We start from the raw sequence: 22,307 nt of genomic DNA, 5'->3' as shown, positions 1-22,307 counted from the left end.
TCGAAGACGAGGCGTTCAGGCCGACCGGCGGGGGGCCGGGGCGGGCCCCCCCCGCCCCCCCCCCGCCGCTCGCTCATCGACGCGGCAGCAGCAGGGCCGCGCCGAGCGCGTTGGCCGCCAGCAGAGCGGCGGCCAGCAGCAGGCTCTCCCGCATGCCCGGCATGAAGTTCCCGGCGAGGAGCGCGCCGAACACGGCGATGCTGAGCGCTCCGCCCGTCTGGCGGCTGGTGTTGAGCATCGCCGCCGCCGTGCCGGCTCGTTCGGCGGCGACGCTGTCGAGCATCAGGGAGGTCAGCGCCGGCATCGCGAGAGAGCCGCCGATGCCCAGCGGCACCATGGGCAGGGCGATCAGCCACCACGGTGTGCCGGCGCCGACGGCGGCCAGACCGCAGCAGCCAGCCATGCCGACCAGCAGCCCCGCGACGATCACCGCGCGCGGGCCGTAGCGGGCGACGGCCCGCGGCGAGAAGTAGTTGAAGTGGGCGGTGATGACGGCCATCGGGACGAACATCAGCCCGGCCGAGAACGCCGACTGCCCCCGCTGCTCCTGGAAGAACAGGCTCAGTACGAACACCCCGCCGTAGAAGGCTGCGTTGCAGGCGAAACCCGCGACGACCGGCACGCTCACGCCGCGTTGCCGGAACAGCTCCAGCGGCAGCATGGGAGCGCGCCGCCGTGCTTCGACGGCCACGAAGCCGGCTCCGGCCAGCACGGCGGTCCCGGCCGCGGCCAGGACGGTCGCGGTGAACCCGTCGTGACCGCCCTCGATCACGGCGAAGGTCAGCGCGGCCAGCGTCACGACCGCCGTCAGCTGCCCCGGCGGGTCGAACACGGCGGGGTGACGCGGGGAGGGCGCCGCCCGCAGCAGGATCAGGAAGCCGGCGAGCCCGGCGGGCACATTCAGGAAGAACACCGCACGCCAGCTCCACTCCGTGGTGAGCAGCCCGCCCAGGAGGGGCCCCGCGGCGATGGCGACCGCGCCGCCCACCGTCCACAGGGCGATCCCGCGCGCCCGCGCCTGCGGGTCGGGGAACGCCTGGCGGATCAGGGCCAGCGAGGTGGGCACCATCACGGCGGCCGCGCTCCCCTGCACCACGCGCGCCGCCGTCAGCGCCCCGAGAGCCGGCGCCACACCGCACGCCAGCGAGGCGAGGGTGAACACGGCGAGCCCCCAGCCGTACGCGCGGCGCGCCCCGACCGCGTCCGACAGCGCGCCCGCGGAGAGCATCAGCGCCGCGAACATGAGGGTGTAGCTGTCGGCGACCCATTGCAGGCCCGACAGGGACCCGCCGAGATCGTCTCCGACGGCGGGCAGCGCCACGTTGACGCCGGAGACGTCGAGTGTGATCACGAAGAAGCCGAGGACGGCGGCGACCAGGGCCGCGGTGGTCGAACCGGTCGCACCCGGGCCGCTCCGGACCCGCTGACCGCTGGTCGGTCCGGCGTCTTGCCCGGATCGCGTCAAGCTCATCGTGCACTGCTCCTCACTGCGCCGCCCCCTGTCCGGTACAGGGGGTCGGCGCGGACGACGGAAGGACGGAATGACCAGGTGGGCAACAGCCTCCCCGGTGCGTGCGGCCCCCGGCAGACCGCGCTGTGCGGGGGAAGGATGTTCCTGGTTGTGATACGGCCCCCCTGGCGGCGGGACCGTTTGGGACAATGGGCAGATGAGTGAAGGAACGGAGTTAGGACGCTTTCTGCGCGCTCGGCGGGGCCAGGTCCGGCCGGAGGACGTGGGACTGCCGACCGGCACCGGCATCCGCCGCACTCCGGGACTGCGCCGCGAGGAGCTGGCGACACTGGCCGGGGTCAGCGTCGACTACTACACGCGTCTGGAGCGCGGTCGTGAGACACGGCCGTCTCCCGCCGTCGTCACCGCGCTCGGCAAGGCGCTGCGCCTGTCCGGTGACGCTCTGCAACGGCTGCACGAGCTGGTGGCGCTCGCGGCGGGGCAGGCTCCGGCACGGTCCACCGATCCGGCGCACACCGTGCGGGAGTCGGTCCGCGTCCTGCTGGAGACGCTGCGCCCGGCGCCGGCGTACGTCGTCAGCCGCGTCAACGGCCTGCTGGCCGCCAACCGGCCGGGGCTGCGTCTCTTCCCCGGCATCACGGACTGGCCGCCGGAGCGCCGCAACATCACCCGCTACATGTTCCTGCACCCCATGGGGCGCAAGCTGTACCGCGACTGGGAGCAGATGGCGGCCCACAGCGCCGCCCACCTGCGTGCGATGGCGGGCGCCGACCCGGACATGCCGGAGCTGGCCCAGCTGGTGGGCGAACTGGTCGTCAAGAGCCCGGAGTTCGCCCGCCTGTGGGAGCGGTACGACGTCCAGGCGCGAAGCGGCGGCGAGAAGCACTTCCGGCACCCGGAAGTCGGGTCGATGTGCCTGCACTTCGAGGTGATGGCGATCTTCCGCACGGACGGCCAGCGTCTCGTGACGTACCAGGCGATGCCCGGCACCCCGGATCACGACGCCATGCTCCTGCTGGACATGGCCAGCCCCAGGGAGGCGGCGTACTCCGAGCAACCCGGGCGATGACGTCGGCGGCATCGCGGTGACGCTCACCTGTCCAGCACGATGTGGTAGGTCTCGTGCGGGGTCTGGATGTCATTGCAGGTCAGTTCGCCGGTGGCACCGCGGTAGGCGCCGGTGCCACCGGTGACGGCCATCCGCACCGTGTCGCTGCCCTTGGTCCACAGGGACTGCGCGGTGAGCTGCCCGTCCGGCAGCCGCACGGACAGGACGCAGTTCGTGGTGATCTTCGCGCCGTCCAGCTTGGTCACCTGGCAGGAGCTGCCGTCCTCGCCGACCTGCCTGCCGTCGCGGAACAGCTTGTCGGCGTAGACGAACTCGTCTCCGACGCTCAGACCGGGGGTGCCCACATCGGTCTGCACGACGCCGTCGTTGCCTATGGCCAGATCGATGGTCGTGCGGGATGTGGCCTGGGCGGGAACGGTCAGCACACAGGACGCTCCCAGGGCCAGTACGGCGGCGCCGACAGCGCCGAGCAGGGCGAACTTGCGCTTGGTCATGTGAAACACTCCTGGGTCAGGCACCGCCCCACGCGGTGCTGTGCTCGTCTTGGAAGGGGTCGTCGGCGGCGAACCCCGCGGCGCGCCGCAGGGCCCCCGTCTCGATCAGGCGGCTCACCGCCGTGATGTCCTCGTCCAGCCGGCGGTCGTGGGAGACGAAGGCGCTGTGCTCCCTGATCAGCGCGTGCACCGCCCGAACGGCCGGTGCCGCCCGGTCGACGCCGCGCAGTTCGATCGCCTGGGCCAGGGCGAGCAGGTGAATGGCGGCCACGTCGCGAACCAGGCCGTTGACGGTGCGTGCGTCACGCGCCGAGATGGTGCCCATGCTGACGATGTCCTGGTTGTGCGACTCGGTCGAGCGTGAGAACACCGACGCCGGTCCCGTCTGTTTGAGGGCCTCGGCGGTGACGGCCGAGGCCGCTATCTGCATGCCCTTGAACCCGTGGTGCAGGCCCGCCTCGGGGTCGTCGCCGCCGCGTGCGACCACGAGGTTGGGCGGCAGCCCCTCGTTGAACTTCTCGTCCACCACGAGTGCCAGCTGGCGGTCGAGCAGGTTGGCGAGATTGGCCACAGCGGTCTTCAGGCTGTCCATGGCCTGCCCGACATGGCCCGCGTAGAAGTTGCCACCGAGGTGGAGGCCAGACTCCTCGACGTCGAAGAGGGGGTTGTCACTGGCGGAGTTGATCTCGGTGCCGAGCCAGTCCTCCGCCCAGTCGAGGGTGTCGTGGACGATCCCGATGATCTGCGGGGCGCAGCGTACCGAGTACTTGTCCTGGATGCGCTCGTTGAGCTGGAGGTAGCCGCGCCCGGCCAGTCTGCGGCGGCGCATGAGGATGTCGTCGAAGGACGTGGCCAGCCGCGATCCGGACAGCAGGGTGCGGACGGTCGCGGCGGCCCGGACCTGGCCGGGGTGGGGTTTGTTCTCGTGGATGAAGGGGTGCAGCGCGGACGCGTTGCCGTGCAGCGCTTCCAGCGTCATGGCCGTCGCGAGTTCGGCGGTGAAGGCCAGTTCCCGGGCGTCCGCGGCGGCCAGGACGGCGTAGGCGGTGGCGAAGGCGGTCCCGTTGACCAGTGCGATGCCCTCCTTGGGCGCGAGCCGCAGCGGCTCCATGCCCTCGTCGCGCAGGGCGTCGAGTGCCGGACGTACGGTGCCGCGGTGCAGCACCTGTCCTTCGCCGATCAGTGCCGCGGCCAGGTAGCACAGCGGTACGAGATCGCCGCTGGCGCCGACCGAGCCGCGTTCCGGGATCAGGGGCAGGACGTCCCGTTCCAGGCACTGCAGGAGCGTGGACACCGCCTCCGGCCGGATCGCCGAGACTCCCCTGGCCAGCGCGTTGGCCCTGATGAGCATCGCCGCCCGGGCGACGGCCGGCACGGCGGCCGGCCCCACACCGTTGAGGTGGTAGAGCACCAGGTTGCGCTGGAGCTCGTGGGCCTTGTCCGGCGAGATCTGCCGGCCGCAGCTGTCCCCGAACCCCGTGGTCACGGCGTAGATGGGGATCTCCTGAGCGAGCAGCGTCTCCTTGAGTCCGACGGAGGCGTGCATCCGCTTGACGGCCGCTTCGCCGAGCACCACCCGTGTCCTGCCGCCGTCACGGCGCGCGACCGCGGCGACCGCGCGGGGCGACAGGTCTGTTCCGTCGATCTCGAGGTGCCGGACCGTGGGGGCGTGCGCCATCGGTACTGTTCCTCTCCGCAGTCGGGGAGGCGTCCCTAGTAGACGCCCTCGATCATCTTCTGGCCGTCCACCTCGGCGACGGGGTGGATGTTCCGCAGGGAGTCCCCGGCGCCCGTGGGGCTCGGCACCCGTGTGGCCAGGTCCCGTTCCAGGCTGTTGGGCACCAGTCCGTACTCGGTGAGGTAGTTCATCACCACGGCCCCTTCCGACCCGTACGGGACCGGCGTACCGGTGGCGGGATCCACCACCCGGTAGAGGACGTAGGGGGCGTACGAGTCGAACACCGTCTCCCCCGTGCCCTCCGGGTCGGGACGCTGGACCGTGCCGCTGAGCACGGAGGTGCTGCCGTACGACCCCCTGAACCGCACCTTGGGGAAGAACTCCGTGGACAGGTAGTCCAGGGTGTCGGGGTCCATGTGCGCTCCGGTCCAGAGCACCAGGCGCACCTTCTCCTGTATCAGCGCGCGGACCGCGGCCCGTTCGGCCATGCGGGTGAGCAGCGGAGGCGTGGTGATCAGGAAGGCGATGTCCTGGGACCTCAGGACCAGTTCGGCCTGGTCGACGAGGTGTTCGACGTACGCGGCGGCGCCGGCGGTGTCACCGGCGGCCACGAGGCGCTTCACCCAGCGCGGGTCCAGGTCGATGGAGAACCGGACACCGCCCCTGGCCTGTGCGATCCGCCGGGAGTACTCACCGAGCATGTGGGGACCGCTGGGCGCCACGGCCAGGGTGTGCCCCGTGCCGTCGTCGGGGTAGTGGGAGTTCTCCCACTCCATGTACCGGTCGAACCAGCCCTCGAACATCACGAAGCGTTTGGGCGCCCCCGTGGTGCCGCCGCTCTCGTACACGGCGAACACCTTCTCGGTCGCGTCCAGGCCGCGGGGGATGAGGTCCTCGACGGGGACGTCGCGGAGGTCGTCCACGAGGTTGGGGAACTTCAGCAGGTCGTCGACGCACCGCACGTCCTGGACGGGGTCGAAGCCCAGCCGGTCGCGGCGCTGGAGCCAGTACCGGGAGCCGGTCGCCGGGTCGAAGTGCCAGCGCATCATGGCGCGGACGTGCGCGTCGGCCTGTTCGCGCGCGTTCATGGTGGGTCACCGTGCTTTCTCGGTCGTGGTCGGGTGTCGGTGGGCGGTGGTGGCCGGGGCGTCAGGCGCCGGGGTGAGCACCGCCGTTGACCTGGAGGATCTGCGAGGTGATGTAGCCGCCGGGCCGCGTACACAGGTAGAAGCCGAGTTCCGCGATGTCCACGGGGTCGCCCGCGCGGCCCAGAGCGGTCTGGCGGACCAGCATCGCCTCCCGGGCCTCGGGGAGGCCGTCGCCGAAGAGGTCGGTGCCGGCCACGTAACCCGGTGCGACGGCGTTGACGTTGATGTCCCGTGGTCCCAGGCGTGTCGCCAGGAGGTGGACGTACGAGTGGAGGGCGGCCTTCGCGGCGCCGTAGCCGCCCGTGCCGCCCGATCCCCGGTAGGCGGCGATGGAACTGTAGAGGACGATGCCGCCGCCGTCGGCCATCAGGGGGACCAGTGACTCCACGGCGACGACGGCCGTCAGGACGTTCGAGCGGTACGCGTCACGCCACTCCGTGAGGACCGGCTCCACGTCGCCGGCGTCCGTGCCCGGCGACTGCGGCACCGCACCCGCGCAGCACAGCAGTCCGCTCACGGGCAGTCCCGTCGACGTGACGCGGTCGCGCAGGACGTCCGCCGAGCCGGGGTCGGCCATGTCGAGCGCGAGCGGCTCGACATCGGCGCCCGGCACGCTCGCCTCGATCTCCTCCAGCGCGCGGGTGAGCCGTTTCTCCTGCCGGGCGATCAGGAGCACCTTGTCGTCGTTCTCGGCGAACCGCTTCGTCGTCGCCTTGCCGATGCCGGCGCTCGCGCCGGTCACCACGATCAGCCTGGACAGAGTGAACCCTCCAATGACGTGTGGTCGAAAGGTGTGCTGGGGTCAGTGCGCCGGCCGCAGCGTCGCGAGCAGGGCGGCCCGGTCCGGTTTGCCGCTGACGGTCCTCGGTACGGCCGCCAGGTCCACGAGCCGCGACGGACTGGGGAAGTCCCGTAGCGCGGCCCGGACGTCCGACTCGTCCACCCCGTTGTGCCGGCCGGACCAGAAGACCGCGTAGCCCTCCCCGGCGAGCGGGTCGCCGGTCAGCGGCAGCGCGACGCAGTCCGCGTGCGGCAGGCGGGCTCTCAACCGCTCCTCCACGCGCGTCAGATGGACCTTGACGCCGTTCACCTTGATCAAGGAGCTGCTGCGGCCGACGAGCCGGAAGGTCCGGTCACCGGTGAACTCGACGAGGTCGCCGGTGGCCCAGCGGGCGGGCGGGCGGGTCCCGCCCTCCGGACGGGCCAGCCGGGGGCTGCGGACGACCAGTTCCCGCGCGCGTTCCTGCGGGGCGCCGGCGTCCCGCAGCAGGGTCACGTCGGGCAGGGCCCGCCAGGGAGCCGCGACGCTTCCCTCGGGGGCCACCGGCCGGTGGGCGATGCCCCCGGTCTCCGTCGATCCGAGGAGTTCGAAGGCCCGCAGCAGGGGGGCTGCCCGGCGGACGAGCCGGTGGGCCGCCGGCGGCGGTGCCGCCGCGCTGTGCAGGGCGACGACCGAGCGGGCGCGCTCGAGCGCCGGCCGCCCGCGGTGCAGAAGGCTCCAGGCCATCGGGACGCAGACGACCAGGACCCGTGCGCCGGAGCGGATCGGCAGGGGCGCGAACGGATCCGTCCACGCATGGTGGACGGGGATGCCCGCCGTGCGCGGCAGCCACTGGCCGAACAGAGCGCCGAAGAGGTGCTGCGGAGGTGCGTAGGTGATCACCTGGTCCACCGGCCCGACGAGGTGGGTGCCGATCAGCTCCACCTCACGCTCCATCTGCCGGGGCAGCCGGAACCAGCGGCGCGCGGCTCCCGTGCTGCCGGACGTGTCGAAGGGCACCTCGTCCGACCCGGCTCCTCGTCCCGCGGCACGGGTCGCCGTCCCCGTCATGCCGCCTGGTCCTCGGCGCACTCGCGCACGTAGGCGGCGGTCCGGTCGAGCGTACTGAACCAGTAGCGGACGTCGTCGCCCACGAAGTCGACCTCGATGCCGAACTCGCCTTCCACGGCGGTGACGTACTCGAGGGCCGCCAGGCTGTCGAAGCCCGGCAGCGCGCCGGACAGGTCCGCGTCCGCGGGCAGCGCGCGGGCGGCGTCGCCGAAACGCTTCTGGAGGAGGGCGCGGACGCGGGCCTGGATGTCGGTCTGGTCAGGGGCGGGCATGCTGGAGTCCTTTCTGCTGGTCGCGGCCGGCCGGTGCCGGACCGGCGCTGGTCATGGAGCCTTCTTGCAGGTAGAACACGTGGTCGGGCCGCGTGGGCCGGAAGTGGACCGTCAGATGGCGGGCGTCCGGGTCGACGCCGAGCGCCTGCGCGATCTCCTCGGCGAGTCGGGCCCGGTAGTCGTGGTCGCGGTCGGGATGGACGTGGCACACGACGGACGCCCAGCGGGCCGTCCGTTCGGGGCCGGTGTCGTCCTCGTAGGTCGTCAGCGGCATGCCGCCGGCGAAGTACGCCATGGGTTCGGCGGTCCGGAAGCAGACCACGACGTGTGCGGGGTCCGAACCGCGTGCCGCCATGAACCGGGTGAGGCGCAGCGCGGCCCTGAGACGGGTGGAGGGGGTCAGCGGATTGCTGGTCACTTCGACGGTCGGCAAGGCCGTGTGCCTTTCAGGAGAGGGCCAGCGGCGGCAGGGGGTGCCGTTCGGGAGCCAGGCGCAGTTCGAGTCGCCGTCCCAGGCAGTCGGCGAGCGGGCCGCCGCACGTCGGCATCAGGGGGGTCCATGCGAACCCGGCGTCGGCTGTGCGCACGCTGTCCAGGAAGCGCGTCAGGTGGCCGGCGTCCCACTCGATGCCGAACGTGTCGGCCGTCAGCACGGCTTCGTAGGTGCTCAGCAGGTCCGGGACCCGGTTGCCCGTGTCCGCGTATCCGCCGCCGCGCACCCGGTGCCGGTCCAGTGCCGCACGGACGTGGTCGCCGTCGGCGCCGCCCGCCCGCCGTAGCGCCCGCAGGGCCTGCAAGGTGGCCCGCAGGGTGGGCCGTCCGCCGGGCACGTTGGCGTACTCGCCGGGAGCCGTCTCGCAGGTGGCCACGTACGCGGCGATGCCGCGCAGGGAGCCGGCGACGTCGCTCCCGCCGTTGCCGTGGAGGATCTCGGCGGCCGAGCAGGTCGACACCATGTCGGAGGCGCGGCCCTCCCAGTAGCCGAAACCTCCGTCGGGGTTCTGGATGGCGCCGGTGAGCCAGTGCGCGATCCTGGTGCGGGCCGGGGCGTCGTCCGCGAAGGCTCCGGCCGACAGGGCCCACAGGGTGCACCGCACCTCGCTCCCCCGTCCGGGCATGTACATGATGCCGTCCTCGTTGGGCAGCATGCAGCTCTCGGTCCAGTCCAGGGCCTGATGGGCGGCGGTGCCCGACAGGCGGCCGGCCAGCAGGTGCGCGGAGGTGGTGAGGACGTCCGAGGCGAGTTCGGGTGTGCGGTACGTGAAGCCGCCGTGTGCCGTGCGGAAGGTCAGGAGCGTGCCGACCACCCGGTCGGCGACGTCGTCGAGTGGGGCACCGAGCTCCCGCAGGGCTCCGACCGCGCAGAACGCGGCCCACACGTCCGTCACGGGATAGCCGGGCCACCGGGTGAAGGAACCGCCGGGGAGCAGCCGGGCCCGGATCCAGGCGACGCAGCCCTCGCGGTCCCGTGGAGCCTCACCGAGGCGGCTCAGGGCGCTGACGGCCCGGAACGTCGCCCACAGGCAGTCGGTCCCGTCACCCGCCTGGAAGGTGAACCCGCCGGCCGGGCTCTGCCGGTCCTTGAGCCAGTTCACCAGCCGCTCGCGGTCCCACGGCAGCGGACCGCGTCCGCCCGTGGCCGTGCTCCAGGCGGTGACGGCGTAGTAGCAGGCTCGCGCGTCCGAGGCGCCGTCCTTGGCGTGGGCGGGGCTCCAGGCCAGTCCGCCGTCCTCGGCCTGCAGCGCGGCCAGCCAGCCGGACAGCCCCTCCGGCGGGCGCTCGCCGTAGATCTCCACCAGGGTGCGCACCGCGTAGTAGGTGGCCCACGCGTCCGACGCCTGGCCGGGTGTCATGGCGAACCCGCCGTCCGCGTTCGCGGTGCTGCGCACCCAGTCGGTACTCGGCGCGCGCAGCGTGCCGCGGCTGCCCTCGGGCAGGTCGGCCAGGGCCTGCGTGCAGTAGTACGTCGCCCAGGCGTCGGAGCTCATGCCCGCCGACCACGCGAATCCGCCGTCGGCGTTCTGCCGGGAGGCCAGGAACGAGGCGACGGCCCCGGGTGAGGGCAGGTCGCCGGTGCGGCCGAGCCAGGCGAGGGTGCGCACGGCCGCATAGGTGCACCACAGGTCGGACTCACCGGAGACGGTGCCGGACGACTGCCGCAGCGTGTCGTACGTCATGCCGGCACCCCCTCGGTGACGACGCGGAAGTTGGAGCGCTTCCAGCTCTTCTGCGAACCACCGCTCTTCGTCGTGGCGGGCAGCCGGTTGACGAACCGGACCTCGTCCCAGCGGAAGCCGAGGCGTTCGCCCGTACGCCGCTGGATCAGGTCGTTCTTCGCGGTCTCGGCGTCCCGGTCGGTGCCCGGGTCCCGCTCCAGCAGCAGCCTGGCCCACGTCCCGTCCTCGGCGATCTCGATCAGGTAGCCCATGACGTCGCGGTTCGCGTAGACGACGCTCTCCAGGTCGCGGGTGCGCACCCGGCTGCCCTTGATCTCCGTTCCGTCGGTGCCGCGGCCGTGGACGGTCACCACCGGCGCGTCGTCACCGCAGGGGCAGCCGCCGGACAGGGACACCTCGTCGCCCATGTCGAGGCGCAGCAGGGGGCGGGCGTCGTTGTTGAGCGGGGTGACGACGAGCCGGCCCTCGCGCCCCGCCTCGGCGGGCACGATGCCGTTCCCGTCGGCGACCTCGAAGTAGTTGGCGCCGCGCAGCAGGTGCAGCCGGTCCTGAACGCAGCAGGCGGCCAACGTGCCGCTCTCCGTGCTGCCGTAGCTCGCGTCGTACGCACGCGCGTTCCACCACTGGCCGGCCATCGCGCGCAGCTCGGGGGTGCTGACCTCGCCCAGCAGCATGAGGAGTTCGACGGACTCGCGCATCCGGGACAGCAGACCGCGCCGCTTGAGGACCTGGGAGAACTCCAGCAGCACGCCGGGCGCCACGAACAGCGCCGTCGGCCGGAGCACCTCCCACAGTCCGATGATGCGGTCCCAGTCGGAGATGCCCGTGGTGTACGGGTACGCCTTGGCGTGGGGCACGCCGAGGAACTCGCAGACGCCGACCATGAGGTCGGCCACCGGCACGATGTCCGACGGCAGCAGGATCAGCGCGCGGTGACCGCCGTCCGTCAGCAGCGTGCGCCAGGCCTCGGCGACGGAGACGGTGTTGGCGATCATGTCCCGGGCCGTGCGGGGCGTGGGCGTGGGCACGCCGGTCGTGCCCGTGGTCTGGTAGTACTTCAGGCCCGCGTCCACCGGCACCCGCAGGTAGTCAAGCGGCCGGGCCTTGAGGTCGTCCTTGGACGTGGCCGGCAGGTCGCAGAACGCCCTCATCGAGAACGCGCCGAGCGAGGCGTAGGCGGAGGTGTGCCGGGCGCGGTCCCAGACCTCGTCCAGCTTGGACGTGTAGTAGGCCTCGTCGGAGGGGGAGGCTCGACGGCGCGCGATCACCTCCTGCTGTATGCGCTCCATGAAGTCGAGACCGCTCCTGGAATTGATCTTCATGTGTCACTCCTCTTCTCGTCGGCGTGGGCCAGGCCCTTGGCGCGCATCAGGAACTCGCCGAGGAAGCCGTCGTGCGGCACGTCGGGGTGGAGCCAGGAAGTCGGCCTGCTCCCGTACACGTTGGAGACCGAGGGGAGCTCCAGTGCCCGCGCGTGCAGTTCGGGGTCCCGGGTGTGCAGTGCCAGCACCAGGGAGCCGTCGAGCACGTCGAGGGCACCGCGCTCGAAGGGGGCCACCCACACACAGGGGAAGGGAACCTCGTACGACAGCAACGGGTCCTTCGCCGACGCCAGTTCCACGACAGCGGGCGTCACGGCCGACAACGAGCCGTCGCCGTCGAGCCGTTCCACCCTCGGGGCCAGGTGCACGACCGCGTCCTTCGCACGGTCCAGCACCGCCGCCACCAGAAGTTCCGCCTGCGTCCGCGGCATGCACGGCAGGCGGGCCGCGTCGTCCGCGGGCGGCGCGGGCGCCACCGTCGCCAGGGCGGCGGCCAGCTCCCCGGCGAACGTCGTCACGTCGTCTTCCACCAGTACGCCCGTGGTCGCGGTACACGCGGTCCCCGCGTGGTAGAGGGCGCCCGTGCGGGCGAGCCCCAGTCCGGTGTCCCGGTCCGCATCGGCGGTGACGACCAGTTTCGAGCGGCCCGGTCCCTGCGGTTTCACGTCACCGCGGTTGCGGTAGGTGTCGACGACCTCCTGCCCGCCGTAGACCACGGCACGATCGGCGCGGTCGACGATCAGCTGCGCCGTCGCGTGGTCGCACGGCGCCAGGACGAGCTGCCCGGCCGGCAGTCCTGCCTGCCTCAGTGCGGCGACCAGGCGGAGCGGGGTCAGCGGGTCCCGGTTGGAGGGGCGGACGACGACCCGGTAGCCGAGCGCCAACGCCTCCGGCCACATGGCGTGCACGCCTGGGCTGTTGCCGGCCGCATGGACCGCGAAGACGTCACCGGTGCGGCACCAGGCGGCTCCCGCCGCCGGTGTGTCGGTCGCGGCGGCGCCGGCCGGGAGACAGCCCGACGGCCGTGCCGAGAACGCCGTGCGCCCCGCGTCGCGCAGGGCCGCCGTGATGAGGCGGTCGCACTCGCGGACGACCGCGACGGGCGTACCCGTCAGTTCCGCGACACGCCGCTGGTGGGCCGCCAGGTCGTCGCCGAGGACGTCCTGGCCCTCGAAGAGGTCGGCCGCTTCGCCGAGCACGGCCGCTGCCCGGGTGAGGGGCAGGGGCGCGGTCGCGCGCATCTGGTCGATCCAGTGGGAGACGACCAGCCCCGGGACTGACGTCAGTTCGAGCGCGGGAACGCCCGAGGCGTCCTCCACGGTGGTGCGTTTGCGCGTCCGGTAGGGGCCGGCCGGCCCCAGCGCGGGAATGTCCAGCACGCTCACTCTCTGTTCCTTCCAGCCCTCACGAGGTGTGCGACGAGCGGATCAGCGTGCGGCGGCCGTCACGGCGCGGCGCCTGCGGCTCGCCGACGCGAGATCGCGCAGCACGTCGACCGTGGTGTCCCACCCCATGCAGGCGTCGGTGATGCTCTGGCCGAACACGAGTGAGCCGAGGCCGGGTTCCTGCCGTCCGGGGACCAGGAAGCCTTCCAGCATGACACCGCGGATGTCCGCGTCGCCGGCCGCCACCTGGGCTGCTATCTCGCGGGCGACCAGGGCCTGCCGCTCGTGGTCCTTGCCGCTGTTGCCGTGACTCGCGTCGATCATCAGACCGGTGGGCAGCCCGGCCGCCGTCAGCAGTTCCACCGTCCCGCGCACGTCCTCGGGACGGTAGTTGGGCCGGCCCGAACCGCCCCGGAGGATGACGTGGCAGTCGGGGTTGCCGCTCGTGCGCAGGGCCACCGGCCTGCCGTCCTGCCCGAAGCCGAGGTAGGCGTGGGAGGCCGCCGCGGAGCGGACGGCGTCGACGGCGACACGCACCGATCCGGTGCTGCCGTTCTTCATGCCCACGGGCATCGGCAGGCCGCTGGCCAACTGCCGGTGGACCTGGCTCTCCACGGTCCGAGCGCCGATGGCTCCCCAGGACACCAGGTCGGCCAGGTAGGCCGGCGCCGCCGGGCTCAGCCACTCCGTGGAGATGGGCAGCCCCATCTCGGCGATCGCCGACATGAGCGTCCGGGCGGTGCGCAGTCCCCCGTTGAGGTCGAGACTGCCGTCCAGCGCCGGGTCGGCGAGCAGCCCGGTCCAACCGACGGTGGTGCGCGGCTTCTCGACGTACACCCGCATGACGACCGCGAGGTCGTCGGCGAGGCGGGCGGCCAGTTCGCTCAGTGACCTGGCGTACGCCAGACCGGCGTCCACGTCGTGGATCGAGCACGGCCCGACGACGACGAGCAGACGGTCGTCGTCCCCCTTCAGCACGCGGCGGGTCATCAGGCGTCCGGCACTCACCGAACGCGCCGCTGCGGCCGTCAACGGCACCGCGCGCAGCAGTTCCCCGGGAGTGCTGGCCGCGTGCGCGCGGTGCCGCCCGCCCACTCCGTTCGGCGGTAACCGCTGCGCCACGGAGCCGGTGCGTTCCCTGGCCGGCAGGCGAAGACTCTGCATCGTTCCTCAATTCATCGTGTTTCGGTACGTACGTGTACGTCGGCAACGAATGATTCGGACGGGACCTCGGCCCCCCGGGGTGCGCTCCGCGGGAAGGCCGCCCGCGTCGGGGACGGCGGCCCCGCCGTGTGCGCGATCGTCCGGGGAGCACACGCATCACCGTGCCCGATGCGCGAGAGGGCTCGCCACCTGTGCCGTGTGCAGCAAGTTGTTGTGCACCTAGCTGCACGCCGGTCCGGAGGGAGTTCGCCGTGCTGCCCACCGACCGGCCCGCGCACGGGCCGGCCGTGACCTGGAGCCGTTCCACAGCGTCGACGCCGGGGTGCGGAGGCTGCGTCTGCCGGCCACCACGCTGGTGCGGGAGGACGGTGCCGGTCACGGAGGCCTACGCTCACCGCCGTGGCCTCCGTCAGGCCGATCCCACCGCGTCGTCTCGTCGCTCGGCGCCCTTCTCCCGGCTCGGGGGGAGGGCCTCGCGGCGCGAGAGCACCGGGGTGAGCGCGGCGAGGCGGCGCTGATCGGACTCCGCGGTCCCCGCGCTCGGGGAACAGAACCGTTGCGGCGACCGTCCGTGGGCGGAGCCCAGTTGACTCCCGTTTGGGATTCCGTTCCCTGAGCGTTCAACCGGAGCTCCCTGTCAGGGTCGTGTGTGCTTTCTAGGGTCCATGAGGCTCTCCGAAAGAAGGGGCTCATGGACTCACAGCTCGCCGTCCGGGCGCGCGGCATCACCAAGTGCTTCGGCGACGTCGTCGCGCTCGACGGCGTCGACCTGGACGTGGAACAGGGGCGCATCCACGGCCTCGTCGGTCCGAACGGCGCCGGCAAGACGACGCTGCTCGGCCTTCTCCTCGGCCTGGCCGTGGCCGACAGCGGGAGCCTGGAGATCCTCGGCACGCCGGTGGGCCGGGCGTTCGAGGCGCCGGGCGGCGTCGCCGGGTTCGTGGACGGGCCCGGGCTGTACCCCTCGCTCACCGCCCGGCAGAACCTGGCCGCGCTCGCCGCCCTGCGCGGCGATGACACGCGGTCGGCGGGGATCGAGGACGCGCTCGAACAGGTCGGGCTCACGGACGTCGCCGACGACCGCACCCGGGGATTCTCCCTGGGCATGCGCCAACGGCTCGGCCTCGCCGCCGCACTGCTCGCGAGGCCCCGGCTGCTCGTCCTGGACGAACCCGCCAACGGGCTGGACCCGGCCGGGAAGAAGCACGTCCACGGCGTCCTCACCCGGCTCACGCGGGAGGGGACGAGCGTGGTGCTCTCCAGCCACCGCATGGACGACCTGGAGGCCCTGTGCTCCGAGGTCACCATCCTCGCGACCGGGCGGACCGTCTTCTCCGGACCGCTGGGCGACCTGACCGCCGAGAACCGCGAACTCGACTACCGGCTCCTCACGTCCGACCCGGGGCGCGCCCGCGCACTGGCCGCCGGCACGCCGGGGGTCCGGCTCGCCGACGGCGCCGGGGGCCGGGGGAGAGCGGAGGCACTGGTGCTGCGCGCGCAGGTGGTCGCCCTCGACGCCCTCGTGGCACGGCTCGTCCACGAGGGCGTCGCCCTGCGCGAACTGGCCCCCGTGGTCTCCCCGTTGGAGGCGGCATTCCTGGCCCTGACCGCACAACGGCCCACCGAGCCGCGGCAGCCGGACGACGCGGACGCCCGGCAGCGGGACGACGCCGAGGAGCAGCGGGACGACACCGAGGCCCGGGACCGGACCGACACCGACGCCCCGCGGTCGGACGAGGCCCAGCATCACGGCGGGACCGAGGTCCCGGAGCCGACCGGCCCCGCACCGCGGCGCGACGCAGTCGCACCCCGAAGGACCGACGTCAAGCGGCAGGAGGCCCGTCGATGACCGCTTCCGCAAGCCCGGCCGAGCACCCGGCCGACCCCTCGGCCGCGCGCCCCGCCCCCACCGCCGCGCCTGCGCACGACTCCGCGTCAGGCCGGGTGACGGTCGCCCGGAGCTACCGCTTCGAAGTCGTCAAGCTCCTCTCACAGTGGCGTATCCGCCTGCTGCTCCTCGCCTGCTGCCTCGCGCCCGCGGTCTTCGTGGCCGGGGTGAGCGCGCAGAGCACGCTGCCCACGGACACCCTGTTCGGCCGCTGGATGCACGCCACCGGGTGGGCCGGGCCCCTGGTGACGCTCGGCTTCGCCGGCACCTGGGCGCTGCCGCTGCTCACCTCCGTCGTCGCCGGCGACGTGTTCGCCTCGGAGGACCGGCTCGGCACCTGGCGCCACCTGCTCGTCGCCGTCCGCTCGCCCCGGCGGATCTTCGCGGCGAAGGCCTCGGCCGGTCTCACCGTCGTCGTCCTGTTCGTGGCCGGGCTGGCCGCCTCCAGCACGGCCGGCGGCCTGCTGGCCGTCGGTGACCAGCCGCTGGTCGGCCTCGACGGGCACCTGTTCACGCCGGGGGACGCCGCCCGCACGGTCCTGCTCGCGTGGACCTGCGTGCTCGCCCCCACCCTGGCCCTCGCCGGAATCGGGTTCCTCGGGTCGGTGGTCCTCGGCCGCTCCCCGATGGGTCTGCTGCTGCCCGCACTCGTCGCGCTGGCGATGCAGCTCGCCCAGATGCTGCCCTTGCCGGTCGCCGTGCGACTGGCCCTGCCCGGCGACGCGTTCCTCACCTGGAAGGGTCTGTTCACCGCGCCGGCGCAGCTCGCTCCGCTCCTCATCGGCATCGTCGTCAGTCTTCTGTGGGCGGTGACGGCGACGTCGTTGGCGTACGTCCTCTTCCTGCGGCGTGACTTCACCCATCCCGCCGACGACGGCTCGGCGCGCCGCGCGGTCACCACGGCCGCGCTGCCGCTCGCCGCGCTGCTCGGCGTGACGGTGGCGGTCGTGGCGGGGACGACCACGGCCGCGGGCTCGGGGATCGAGCAGACCAAGGTGGAACGCGCACTCGCCACCGAGTTCGCCCACCTGTACCGCATGCAGACCGGGCAGCTCCACCGTCCCGCCGTCACCGAGGCGCAGTTGAGGACCTCGGCGGAGTGCGCCAAGGCGGGCGTCCAGGACGGCGCCCGGGGCCCGGGCAACGACTGGCGGTGCGTCGTCTCCTGGCACCTGCCCGGCGTCACGGCCACCGGGTCGGCCGTCTACCAGCTCGACATCACGGCGGACGGGCGGTTCGTCGCGGACGGCGACGGGCCGAAGGAGGTCAACGGTTACTTCCTGGTGCGCACTTCGACGGGAGACGCACCGAATCCGCTGTGGCAGTTCGACGGCGACGTCGACCTGCTCGCCGCCTCCCCGGGCTCCGCGACCCCCTGAAGTCCTCCCCGAACTCCCCCCTGAACTCCCTCTCCGGCCACCCCCCAGCTCTCCGGATTCCCTAAGGAATGACATGCAGACAGCACGCCGCCGTCGACAGGCCGAGAAGAAGTACTACGACCTACTGGGCAGACGTGTCAGCCGCCGGGCCACGCTGGTCACGGCCTGCATCACCACGGCCGCCCTCGCCACCGGCACCGCCGTCGCCGAGACCCGCCAGTTCGGCACCGACCAGGTCGGTCAGGTCACCGACCGGGGCCGAGTCGTCTCCGCCGACCAGTACATCGCCCCGTACGGCGACCGCCTCGTCATCGACGACGGCAAGATCATGTCGTCGACGGTCAGCCCCGACGGCAGCCGCCTCGCCGCCTCGGTCACCGACGGCGACGCCTCGCTGGTCGTCGTGGACCTCGCGACCGGCCGGATCGAGCAGCGCGTCGGCACCAACGCCGCCGACGACCTGCGCATCAGCAGCAACGCCGTCGGCCAGGAAGGCCCCGTCTACTCGCCCGACGGCAAGCAGCTCTGGCTGGGCCAGCTCGACGGCTACACCAAGTTCACCGTGACCGAGGACGGCACCCTCGCCGACCCCGTGACCGTCAAGATCCCGGCCGACGGCGGCAAGCAGGCCCTGGCCGCCGCGGCCGTGTTCTCCGCCGACGGCTCCACCGTGTACGCCGCGGTCAACGGCCAGAACCGGGTGGTCGCGATCGACGCGGCGACCGGCGCCGTCAAGCGGAACTGGACGGTGGGCAACGCACCGCGCGGCATGGCGCGCGTCGGCGACAAGCTCTACGTCAGCAACGAGGGCGGCCGGCCCGCCAAGGCCGGTGACTCCACGCTCAACTCCTACGGCACCCCGGTGCCGGCCGATCCGAAGACCGGCGCCACCACCACCGGAACGGTCAGCGTCATCGACCTGGCCGACCCCTCCGCCGCCGTCCGCACCATCGACGTCGGTCTGCACCCGACCGCCGTGTACGCCCGGCGCGGCGCGGTGTTCGTCACCAACACCGCCGACAACGACGTGTCGGTCATCGACACCGCCAAGGGCAAGGTCGTCCAGACCGTCTCCACCCAGCCGTGGCCGGAGGCCTCCGTCGGCTACGAGCCCGACGCGGTGACCCTCACCGACGACGGCCACCTGCTGGTGACGCTCGGCCGCGCCGACGCCGTCGCCGTCTACCGCTACACCTCCCCGCAGGAGCCGGTCAGTTACGTCGGCCTCCTCCCGACGGACTACTTCCCCGCGGAGATCACCACCGTGGGCAAGAAGGTCGTCGTCTCCCACACCCGTGGCATCGACGCGCGCCGCCCTGCCGCCGCCGGGCACGGCACCCACGACACGACCTCCAGCCTGACGCAGTTCACCCTGCCCAGCGACCGTGCCATCCGCGCGCAGACCGCCAAGGTGTTCCGGCAGAACGGCTGGAGCGCCGGCTCCGTCCGGCTGGCCAAGGGCCACGGCAACGCCAGGCCGCAACCGGTCCCGACGCGGATCGGCGACCCCTCGACGATCAAGCACGTCTTCCTGATCGTCAAGGAGAACCGCACCTACGACCAGGTCCTCGGCGACGTCCCCGAGGGCAACGGCGACCCGTCGCTGACGCAGTTCGGCGAGAACGTGACGCCGAACCAGCACGCGCTGGCGAAGCAGTTCGGGCTGTACGACAACACCTACGACATCGGCACCAACTCCGCCGAGGGCCACAACTGGCTCATGCAGGCCGACAATCCGGAGTACACCGAGTCCTCGGCCGGTGAGTACAAACGCAGCTACGACACCGAGGACGACGCCCTCGGCCACCAGAAGACCGGCTTTCTCTGGACGGGCGCGCAGGCGGCCGGCAAGAGCGTGCGGGACTTCGGCGAGTTCCAGCAGTTCCTGACCAAGCCGTCGGGCGCGAGCTGGCAGAACCTGTACTGCGACGCCAAGAACATGGCCGCGACCGGCCGGACCACCGCGTACCCGCTGAACTCCTCCTCGCCGATCCCGTCGCTCAACAGCGTCTCGGTGCCCGGCTTCCCGAAGTTCGACACCAACGTCCCGGACCTGTACCGGTACGAGATCTGGAAGCAGGACTTCGAGAAGAACGGTCCGGCGAACCTGAACATGTTCTGGCTCTCCAGCGACCACACCGGCGGCCCGGCCGCCCCGGCCGCTCAGGTCGCCGACAACGACCTCGCCACCGGCAAGATCGTCGACAGGATCTCGCACAGCAAGTACTGGAAGGACTCGGCGATCTTCGTCGTCGAGGACGACTCCCAGGCCGGCCTCGACCACGTCGACGGCCACCGCGCCCCGGTCCAGATCATCAGCCCTTGGGCACAGCGCGGCACCGTCGACAGCCACTACTACTCGCAGATCACGATGATCCGCACCATCGAGCAGATCCTCGGGATCCACCCGATGAACCAGAAGGACAGCGCGGCCACCCCCATGCGGGCCGCGTTCACCCGGCGGCCCGACTACACGCCGTTCACCGCCCTGCCCAACCGCACCTCGCTGACCGACGGGGTGAAGACCCCGCCGTCCTGTGGTGTGGACGTCCCCGCCGCACAGGACCCGAAGGCGGCGGTCGTACCGCCCGCGAAGGTCCCGGCCGACAAGAAGTCCCTCGCCGCAGCGTGGGACGCCTGGAAGTCCGAGCAGCGCCTGACCGGCCCGCACGCCGTCCCCGACTACGCCAACCCGGCCCAGATGAACCACCTCACCTGGTACCAGACGCACAACTGGACCCGTCCGTACCCCGGCGAGAAGAGGATCTACGCCCCGAACGACGTGCCCGGCGCGTTCATCCCGTCGGCGGAGTCCGACGGCTGACGCACACACCGTCCGCGGCCCCTGGCAGCTCGGCGCCCGCCAGGGGCCGCGGACGGCGCCGCCACGCAATCCGCCTCGTTCGTCCGACCGGCCCCACAGCTGCACGCCTTCTCGCCGACGCGCCGCAGGGCGATCCCCTCGACGCCTCGGACGCACTGTCACGCCCGGCGGGCGGACCGGAGATCACGCCTCCAGGTCCAGCGCCCGCCGGGTGCCCGTGGCCGGCGCCGCGCCCGAGCTGATCACCGTGGGCGAGTCCCCGTGGACGAGCGGGGGCGCCGTGCACGGCAGGACACGGGGGAATTCCCGGCAGGAGCCCAGCCATCGGTGCCCGTCATGCGGGAGAAGGCGGCCGCTGTGTCCTTTCGACCTTGGCAGTCGTCCGGGCCGGTGAGCACGAGACTGTCCGTCCCGGGGCGCACCCTTGACCAGGTGCCGCTTCGACGCAGTACGGAGCAAGGGAGCGTTCTGCGTGTGAAGGTGGGCCTTCGATGACTTCGACGACAAGGAGCGTATCTTCCGATGCCCACGCAGCAGGCACGCCCTGGGCACAGCGGCGCCGAGACCGCCTCGGTCATGGATGTCCCGCCGTTCAAGCCGTCCCTCGTCAAAGCGGTGTTCAGGGACGTGACCTCCATGCGCGTCTCCCGGTCGGCCGCGTGGGCCGCCGCGTCGGTGACGCGGACAGTGGTGGCGGAGGTCATCGACGGCGCGAGCAGAGCTGCGGCGGAGGAAGGCAGGAGGAAGCTGATCCCCCGGGACCTTCTCTCGGCGATCGACCGGAACGTCGAACTCGAGGTGGGGACCAAGTGGTACGACCACAGCCCGACGTTTCGAGGTCTGACCGGTGTCCTGTACGACGCCGAGGGTGTCATCGTGCCTTCTCGTCGGCGCAGCAGGTCGCGCAGACCGAGTGCTGTGGTCGGCGCCCACAGGTTCGAGGCCGGAGTCAAGAAGCTGCTGCGGAGCCAGGGGGTCACGGCCGTCCCAGTGATGGTCCGCGACCTGGACGGCATCGCCAGCGCGTTCCTGACGGACCTCGCCCGGGACGCGGCCATGGTCGTCCGGGAGGGCGGGGTCCAACGTTTCGGTAAGGTCACCCCGGTGCTGCCGGGCGAACCGGCCTCGCCCGCGTTCCCCAAGGATTCCTTCCGGGCCCTGTCCAGCCACGGGGAGGACAGGCGGACCATCGGCGGGAACCACATCCTGACCGCCACCACGATTCAGTTGTCCGGCGGAGACCTCAGGCAGCGCGCCCTCGCCGAAGCCCGCCAGACGACACGGGACACTGCGGCCGGCTGAACGGGTGCGACCGACGCTCGTGCATGCCCTCGGCGCCCAGCTGCCGGTAACGGCCGGCCCAGCGTGCCGCGGTGGTGTGGCTGACCTGGAAGCGTTCCGCAGCCCGCCGCAGGGGCCAGTTGTCGTCGACGACACACCGGGCCGGACGCAGCCTGCCGGTCGGCGTCAGCGGGGCATCACGGTGGGACACGAGGGCCTCCTGCGGTCAGGCGCAGATGTCGCAGTCCACACCGAACCCAGAAGGCCCTCACTCGCTCAAGCACCCTGGCCGCGTGTCACCAACGTCCCGAGACAGCACAGCTAGGGCGCCGCGTAACAGTGGATGGCCACCAGCTGGGAAGGACTCCATCGTTGCTCGACCGTGGCCATCAGTTCCCAGCCCAACCGTTCGTACAGGGCTGCCGCGGCGGTGTCGGACGCCACGACGTCGAGGACCGGGTGCAGGCCACGTCCCCGTGCTTCCGCCACGGCCCGGCCGATCAGCAACGCGCCGACTCCGTGTCCCCTGGCCCGCGGGGCGACGAAGAGCCGGCTGACCACCGCGGTCAGGTCCTTGCTCGTCCCGTTGCGGTCGCTCCACAAGCCGGGGGCGAGATCCCCCTCCCCACCGCGGGACAAGCTGACATGGCCGACCACACGGTCGTCGAGTTCGGCGACCCAGGCGCCCCATTCGGCGCCGTGCGACAACCACTCAGCGGGCTGGTCGGGCCAGTTCACCGGGTAGCCGTCACGTCGATGGACTTCCGCGAGAATCCGCGCGCACTCCCCGACGTCGTCACCCGTCCTCAGCCGGACCCGGCGGCCCGGCCGCTGCTCAGCAATCCCTGCGTTCTCGATGCTCATTCCGGCAGGGAAGCACGCGATTCGCAGTCGCGGCCACTGGCTTCCGGCACTCGCCGCCGG

General features: G+C 72.2%; 17 protein-coding genes and 2 pseudogenes. 5 read left to right on the top strand and 14 right to left on the bottom strand.

The features are described from left to right. Positions 1-73: 73 nt before the first annotated feature. Positions 74-1,471, bottom strand: coding sequence for an MFS transporter (locus AB0N63_RS33485; protein ID WP_365535211.1), 1,398 nt, complete (start codon positions 1,469-1,471; stop codon positions 74-76). A gap of 196 nt (positions 1,472-1,667) precedes the next feature. On the opposite strand from AB0N63_RS33485, the gene AB0N63_RS33480 reads away from it, so the two are divergent. Then, positions 1,668-2,540 (top strand): helix-turn-helix transcriptional regulator, encoded by an 873-nt coding sequence (locus AB0N63_RS33480; protein WP_365535208.1) that lies wholly within the window; start codon positions 1,668-1,670, stop codon positions 2,538-2,540. A 23-nt stretch (positions 2,541-2,563) separates the two neighbouring features. Here the strand turns inward: AB0N63_RS33480 and AB0N63_RS33475 are convergent, their stop codons facing one another. The 11 genes from AB0N63_RS33475 to AB0N63_RS33425 all read right to left on the bottom strand — a co-directional run bounded on the left by AB0N63_RS33475 (position 2,564) and on the right by AB0N63_RS33425 (position 14,011). Continuing rightward, positions 2,564-3,034: a hypothetical protein gene (locus AB0N63_RS33475; protein ID WP_365535205.1), complete on the bottom strand. Its 471-nt coding sequence runs from the start codon at positions 3,032-3,034 to the stop codon at positions 2,564-2,566. Positions 3,035-3,050: 16 nt separating this feature from the next. Next, positions 3,051-4,712 carry an aromatic amino acid ammonia-lyase gene (locus tag AB0N63_RS33470; protein WP_365535203.1) on the bottom strand — a complete coding sequence of 554 codons (1,662 nt, stop codon included), beginning with the start codon at positions 4,710-4,712 and terminating at the stop codon, positions 3,051-3,053. 35 nt (positions 4,713-4,747) lie between these two features. Further along, positions 4,748-5,800, bottom strand: coding sequence for an AMP-binding protein (locus AB0N63_RS33465; RefSeq protein WP_365535202.1), 1,053 nt, complete (start codon positions 5,798-5,800; stop codon positions 4,748-4,750). A 61-nt stretch (positions 5,801-5,861) separates the two neighbouring features. Beyond that, on the bottom strand, positions 5,862-6,602 hold the full coding sequence (locus AB0N63_RS33460; protein WP_365535199.1) for an SDR family oxidoreductase: 741 nt from the start codon (positions 6,600-6,602) through the stop codon (positions 5,862-5,864). A gap of 60 nt (positions 6,603-6,662) precedes the next feature. Next, a complete protein-coding gene (locus AB0N63_RS33455; RefSeq protein WP_365535197.1) occupies positions 6,663-7,691 on the bottom strand; it encodes a class I adenylate-forming enzyme family protein in 1,029 nt (342 codons plus the stop codon). Beyond that, positions 7,688-7,963, bottom strand: a complete 276-nt coding sequence (locus AB0N63_RS33450) for an acyl carrier protein (RefSeq protein WP_365535194.1) — start codon at positions 7,961-7,963, stop codon at positions 7,688-7,690. Before AB0N63_RS33450 ends, AB0N63_RS33455 begins: the two co-directional genes overlap by 4 nt. Next, the gene (locus AB0N63_RS33445) at positions 7,950-8,396 is read right to left on the bottom strand and encodes a hypothetical protein (RefSeq protein ID WP_365535191.1); all 447 of its coding nucleotides are present in this window, start codon (positions 8,394-8,396) and stop codon (positions 7,950-7,952) included. The genes AB0N63_RS33450 and AB0N63_RS33445 overlap by 14 nt, the downstream gene beginning before the upstream one ends. Positions 8,397-8,409: 13 nt before the next feature. Beyond that, entirely contained in the window at positions 8,410-10,140 is a 1,731-nt protein-coding gene (locus tag AB0N63_RS33440; RefSeq protein ID WP_365535189.1) for a prenyltransferase/squalene oxidase repeat-containing protein, read from the bottom strand. Then, complete coding sequence (locus AB0N63_RS33435; RefSeq protein WP_365535187.1) at positions 10,137-11,462, bottom strand: phenylacetate--CoA ligase family protein; 1,326 nt, start codon at positions 11,460-11,462, stop codon at positions 10,137-10,139. Before AB0N63_RS33435 ends, AB0N63_RS33440 begins: the two co-directional genes overlap by 4 nt. Further along, on the bottom strand, positions 11,459-12,847 hold the full coding sequence (locus tag AB0N63_RS33430) for an aldehyde dehydrogenase family protein (protein ID WP_365535184.1): 1,389 nt from the start codon (positions 12,845-12,847) through the stop codon (positions 11,459-11,461). The genes AB0N63_RS33435 and AB0N63_RS33430 overlap by 4 nt, the downstream gene beginning before the upstream one ends. A 42-nt stretch (positions 12,848-12,889) precedes the next feature. After that, the gene (locus tag AB0N63_RS33425) at positions 12,890-14,011 is read right to left on the bottom strand and encodes a 3-deoxy-7-phosphoheptulonate synthase (protein ID WP_365535181.1); all 1,122 of its coding nucleotides are present in this window, start codon (positions 14,009-14,011) and stop codon (positions 12,890-12,892) included. Between the two features lie 691 nt (positions 14,012-14,702). Between AB0N63_RS33425 and AB0N63_RS33420 the strand changes: the two are divergent. The 4 genes and pseudogenes from AB0N63_RS33420 to AB0N63_RS33405 form a co-directional block, all read left to right on the top strand. Continuing rightward, positions 14,703-15,629: pseudogene (locus tag AB0N63_RS33420) on the top strand (ABC transporter ATP-binding protein); the annotation flags it as partial. A 227-nt stretch (positions 15,630-15,856) separates the two neighbouring features. After that, positions 15,857-17,278 carry an ABC transporter permease gene (locus AB0N63_RS33415; RefSeq protein ID WP_365535179.1) on the top strand — a complete coding sequence of 474 codons (1,422 nt, stop codon included), beginning with the start codon at positions 15,857-15,859 and terminating at the stop codon, positions 17,276-17,278. Between the two features lie 73 nt (positions 17,279-17,351). Next, positions 17,352-20,102: an alkaline phosphatase family protein gene (locus AB0N63_RS33410; RefSeq protein WP_365535177.1), complete on the top strand. Its 2,751-nt coding sequence runs from the start codon at positions 17,352-17,354 to the stop codon at positions 20,100-20,102. A 522-nt stretch (positions 20,103-20,624) separates the two neighbouring features. Further along, the gene (locus tag AB0N63_RS33405) at positions 20,625-21,404 is read left to right on the top strand and encodes a hypothetical protein (protein ID WP_365535174.1); all 780 of its coding nucleotides are present in this window, start codon (positions 20,625-20,627) and stop codon (positions 21,402-21,404) included. A gap of 1 nt (position 21,405) precedes the next feature. On the opposite strand, the pseudogene AB0N63_RS33400 reads toward AB0N63_RS33405, so the two are convergent. Together AB0N63_RS33400 and AB0N63_RS33395 are read right to left on the bottom strand one after the other, a co-directional pair. Further along, positions 21,406-21,594: pseudogene (locus AB0N63_RS33400) on the bottom strand (leucine zipper domain-containing protein); the annotation flags it as partial. A gap of 110 nt (positions 21,595-21,704) precedes the next feature. Then, positions 21,705-22,247, bottom strand: coding sequence for a GNAT family N-acetyltransferase (locus AB0N63_RS33395; RefSeq protein ID WP_365535172.1), 543 nt, complete (start codon positions 22,245-22,247; stop codon positions 21,705-21,707). Between the last annotated feature and the right edge of the window lie 60 nt (positions 22,248-22,307).

This window comes from Streptomyces sp. NPDC093260 (genome assembly GCF_040683715.1).
GTDB lineage: Bacteria > Actinomycetota > Actinomycetes > Streptomycetales > Streptomycetaceae > Streptomyces > Streptomyces sennicomposti.
This window is presented reverse-complemented; position numbering and strand designations above follow the sequence as displayed.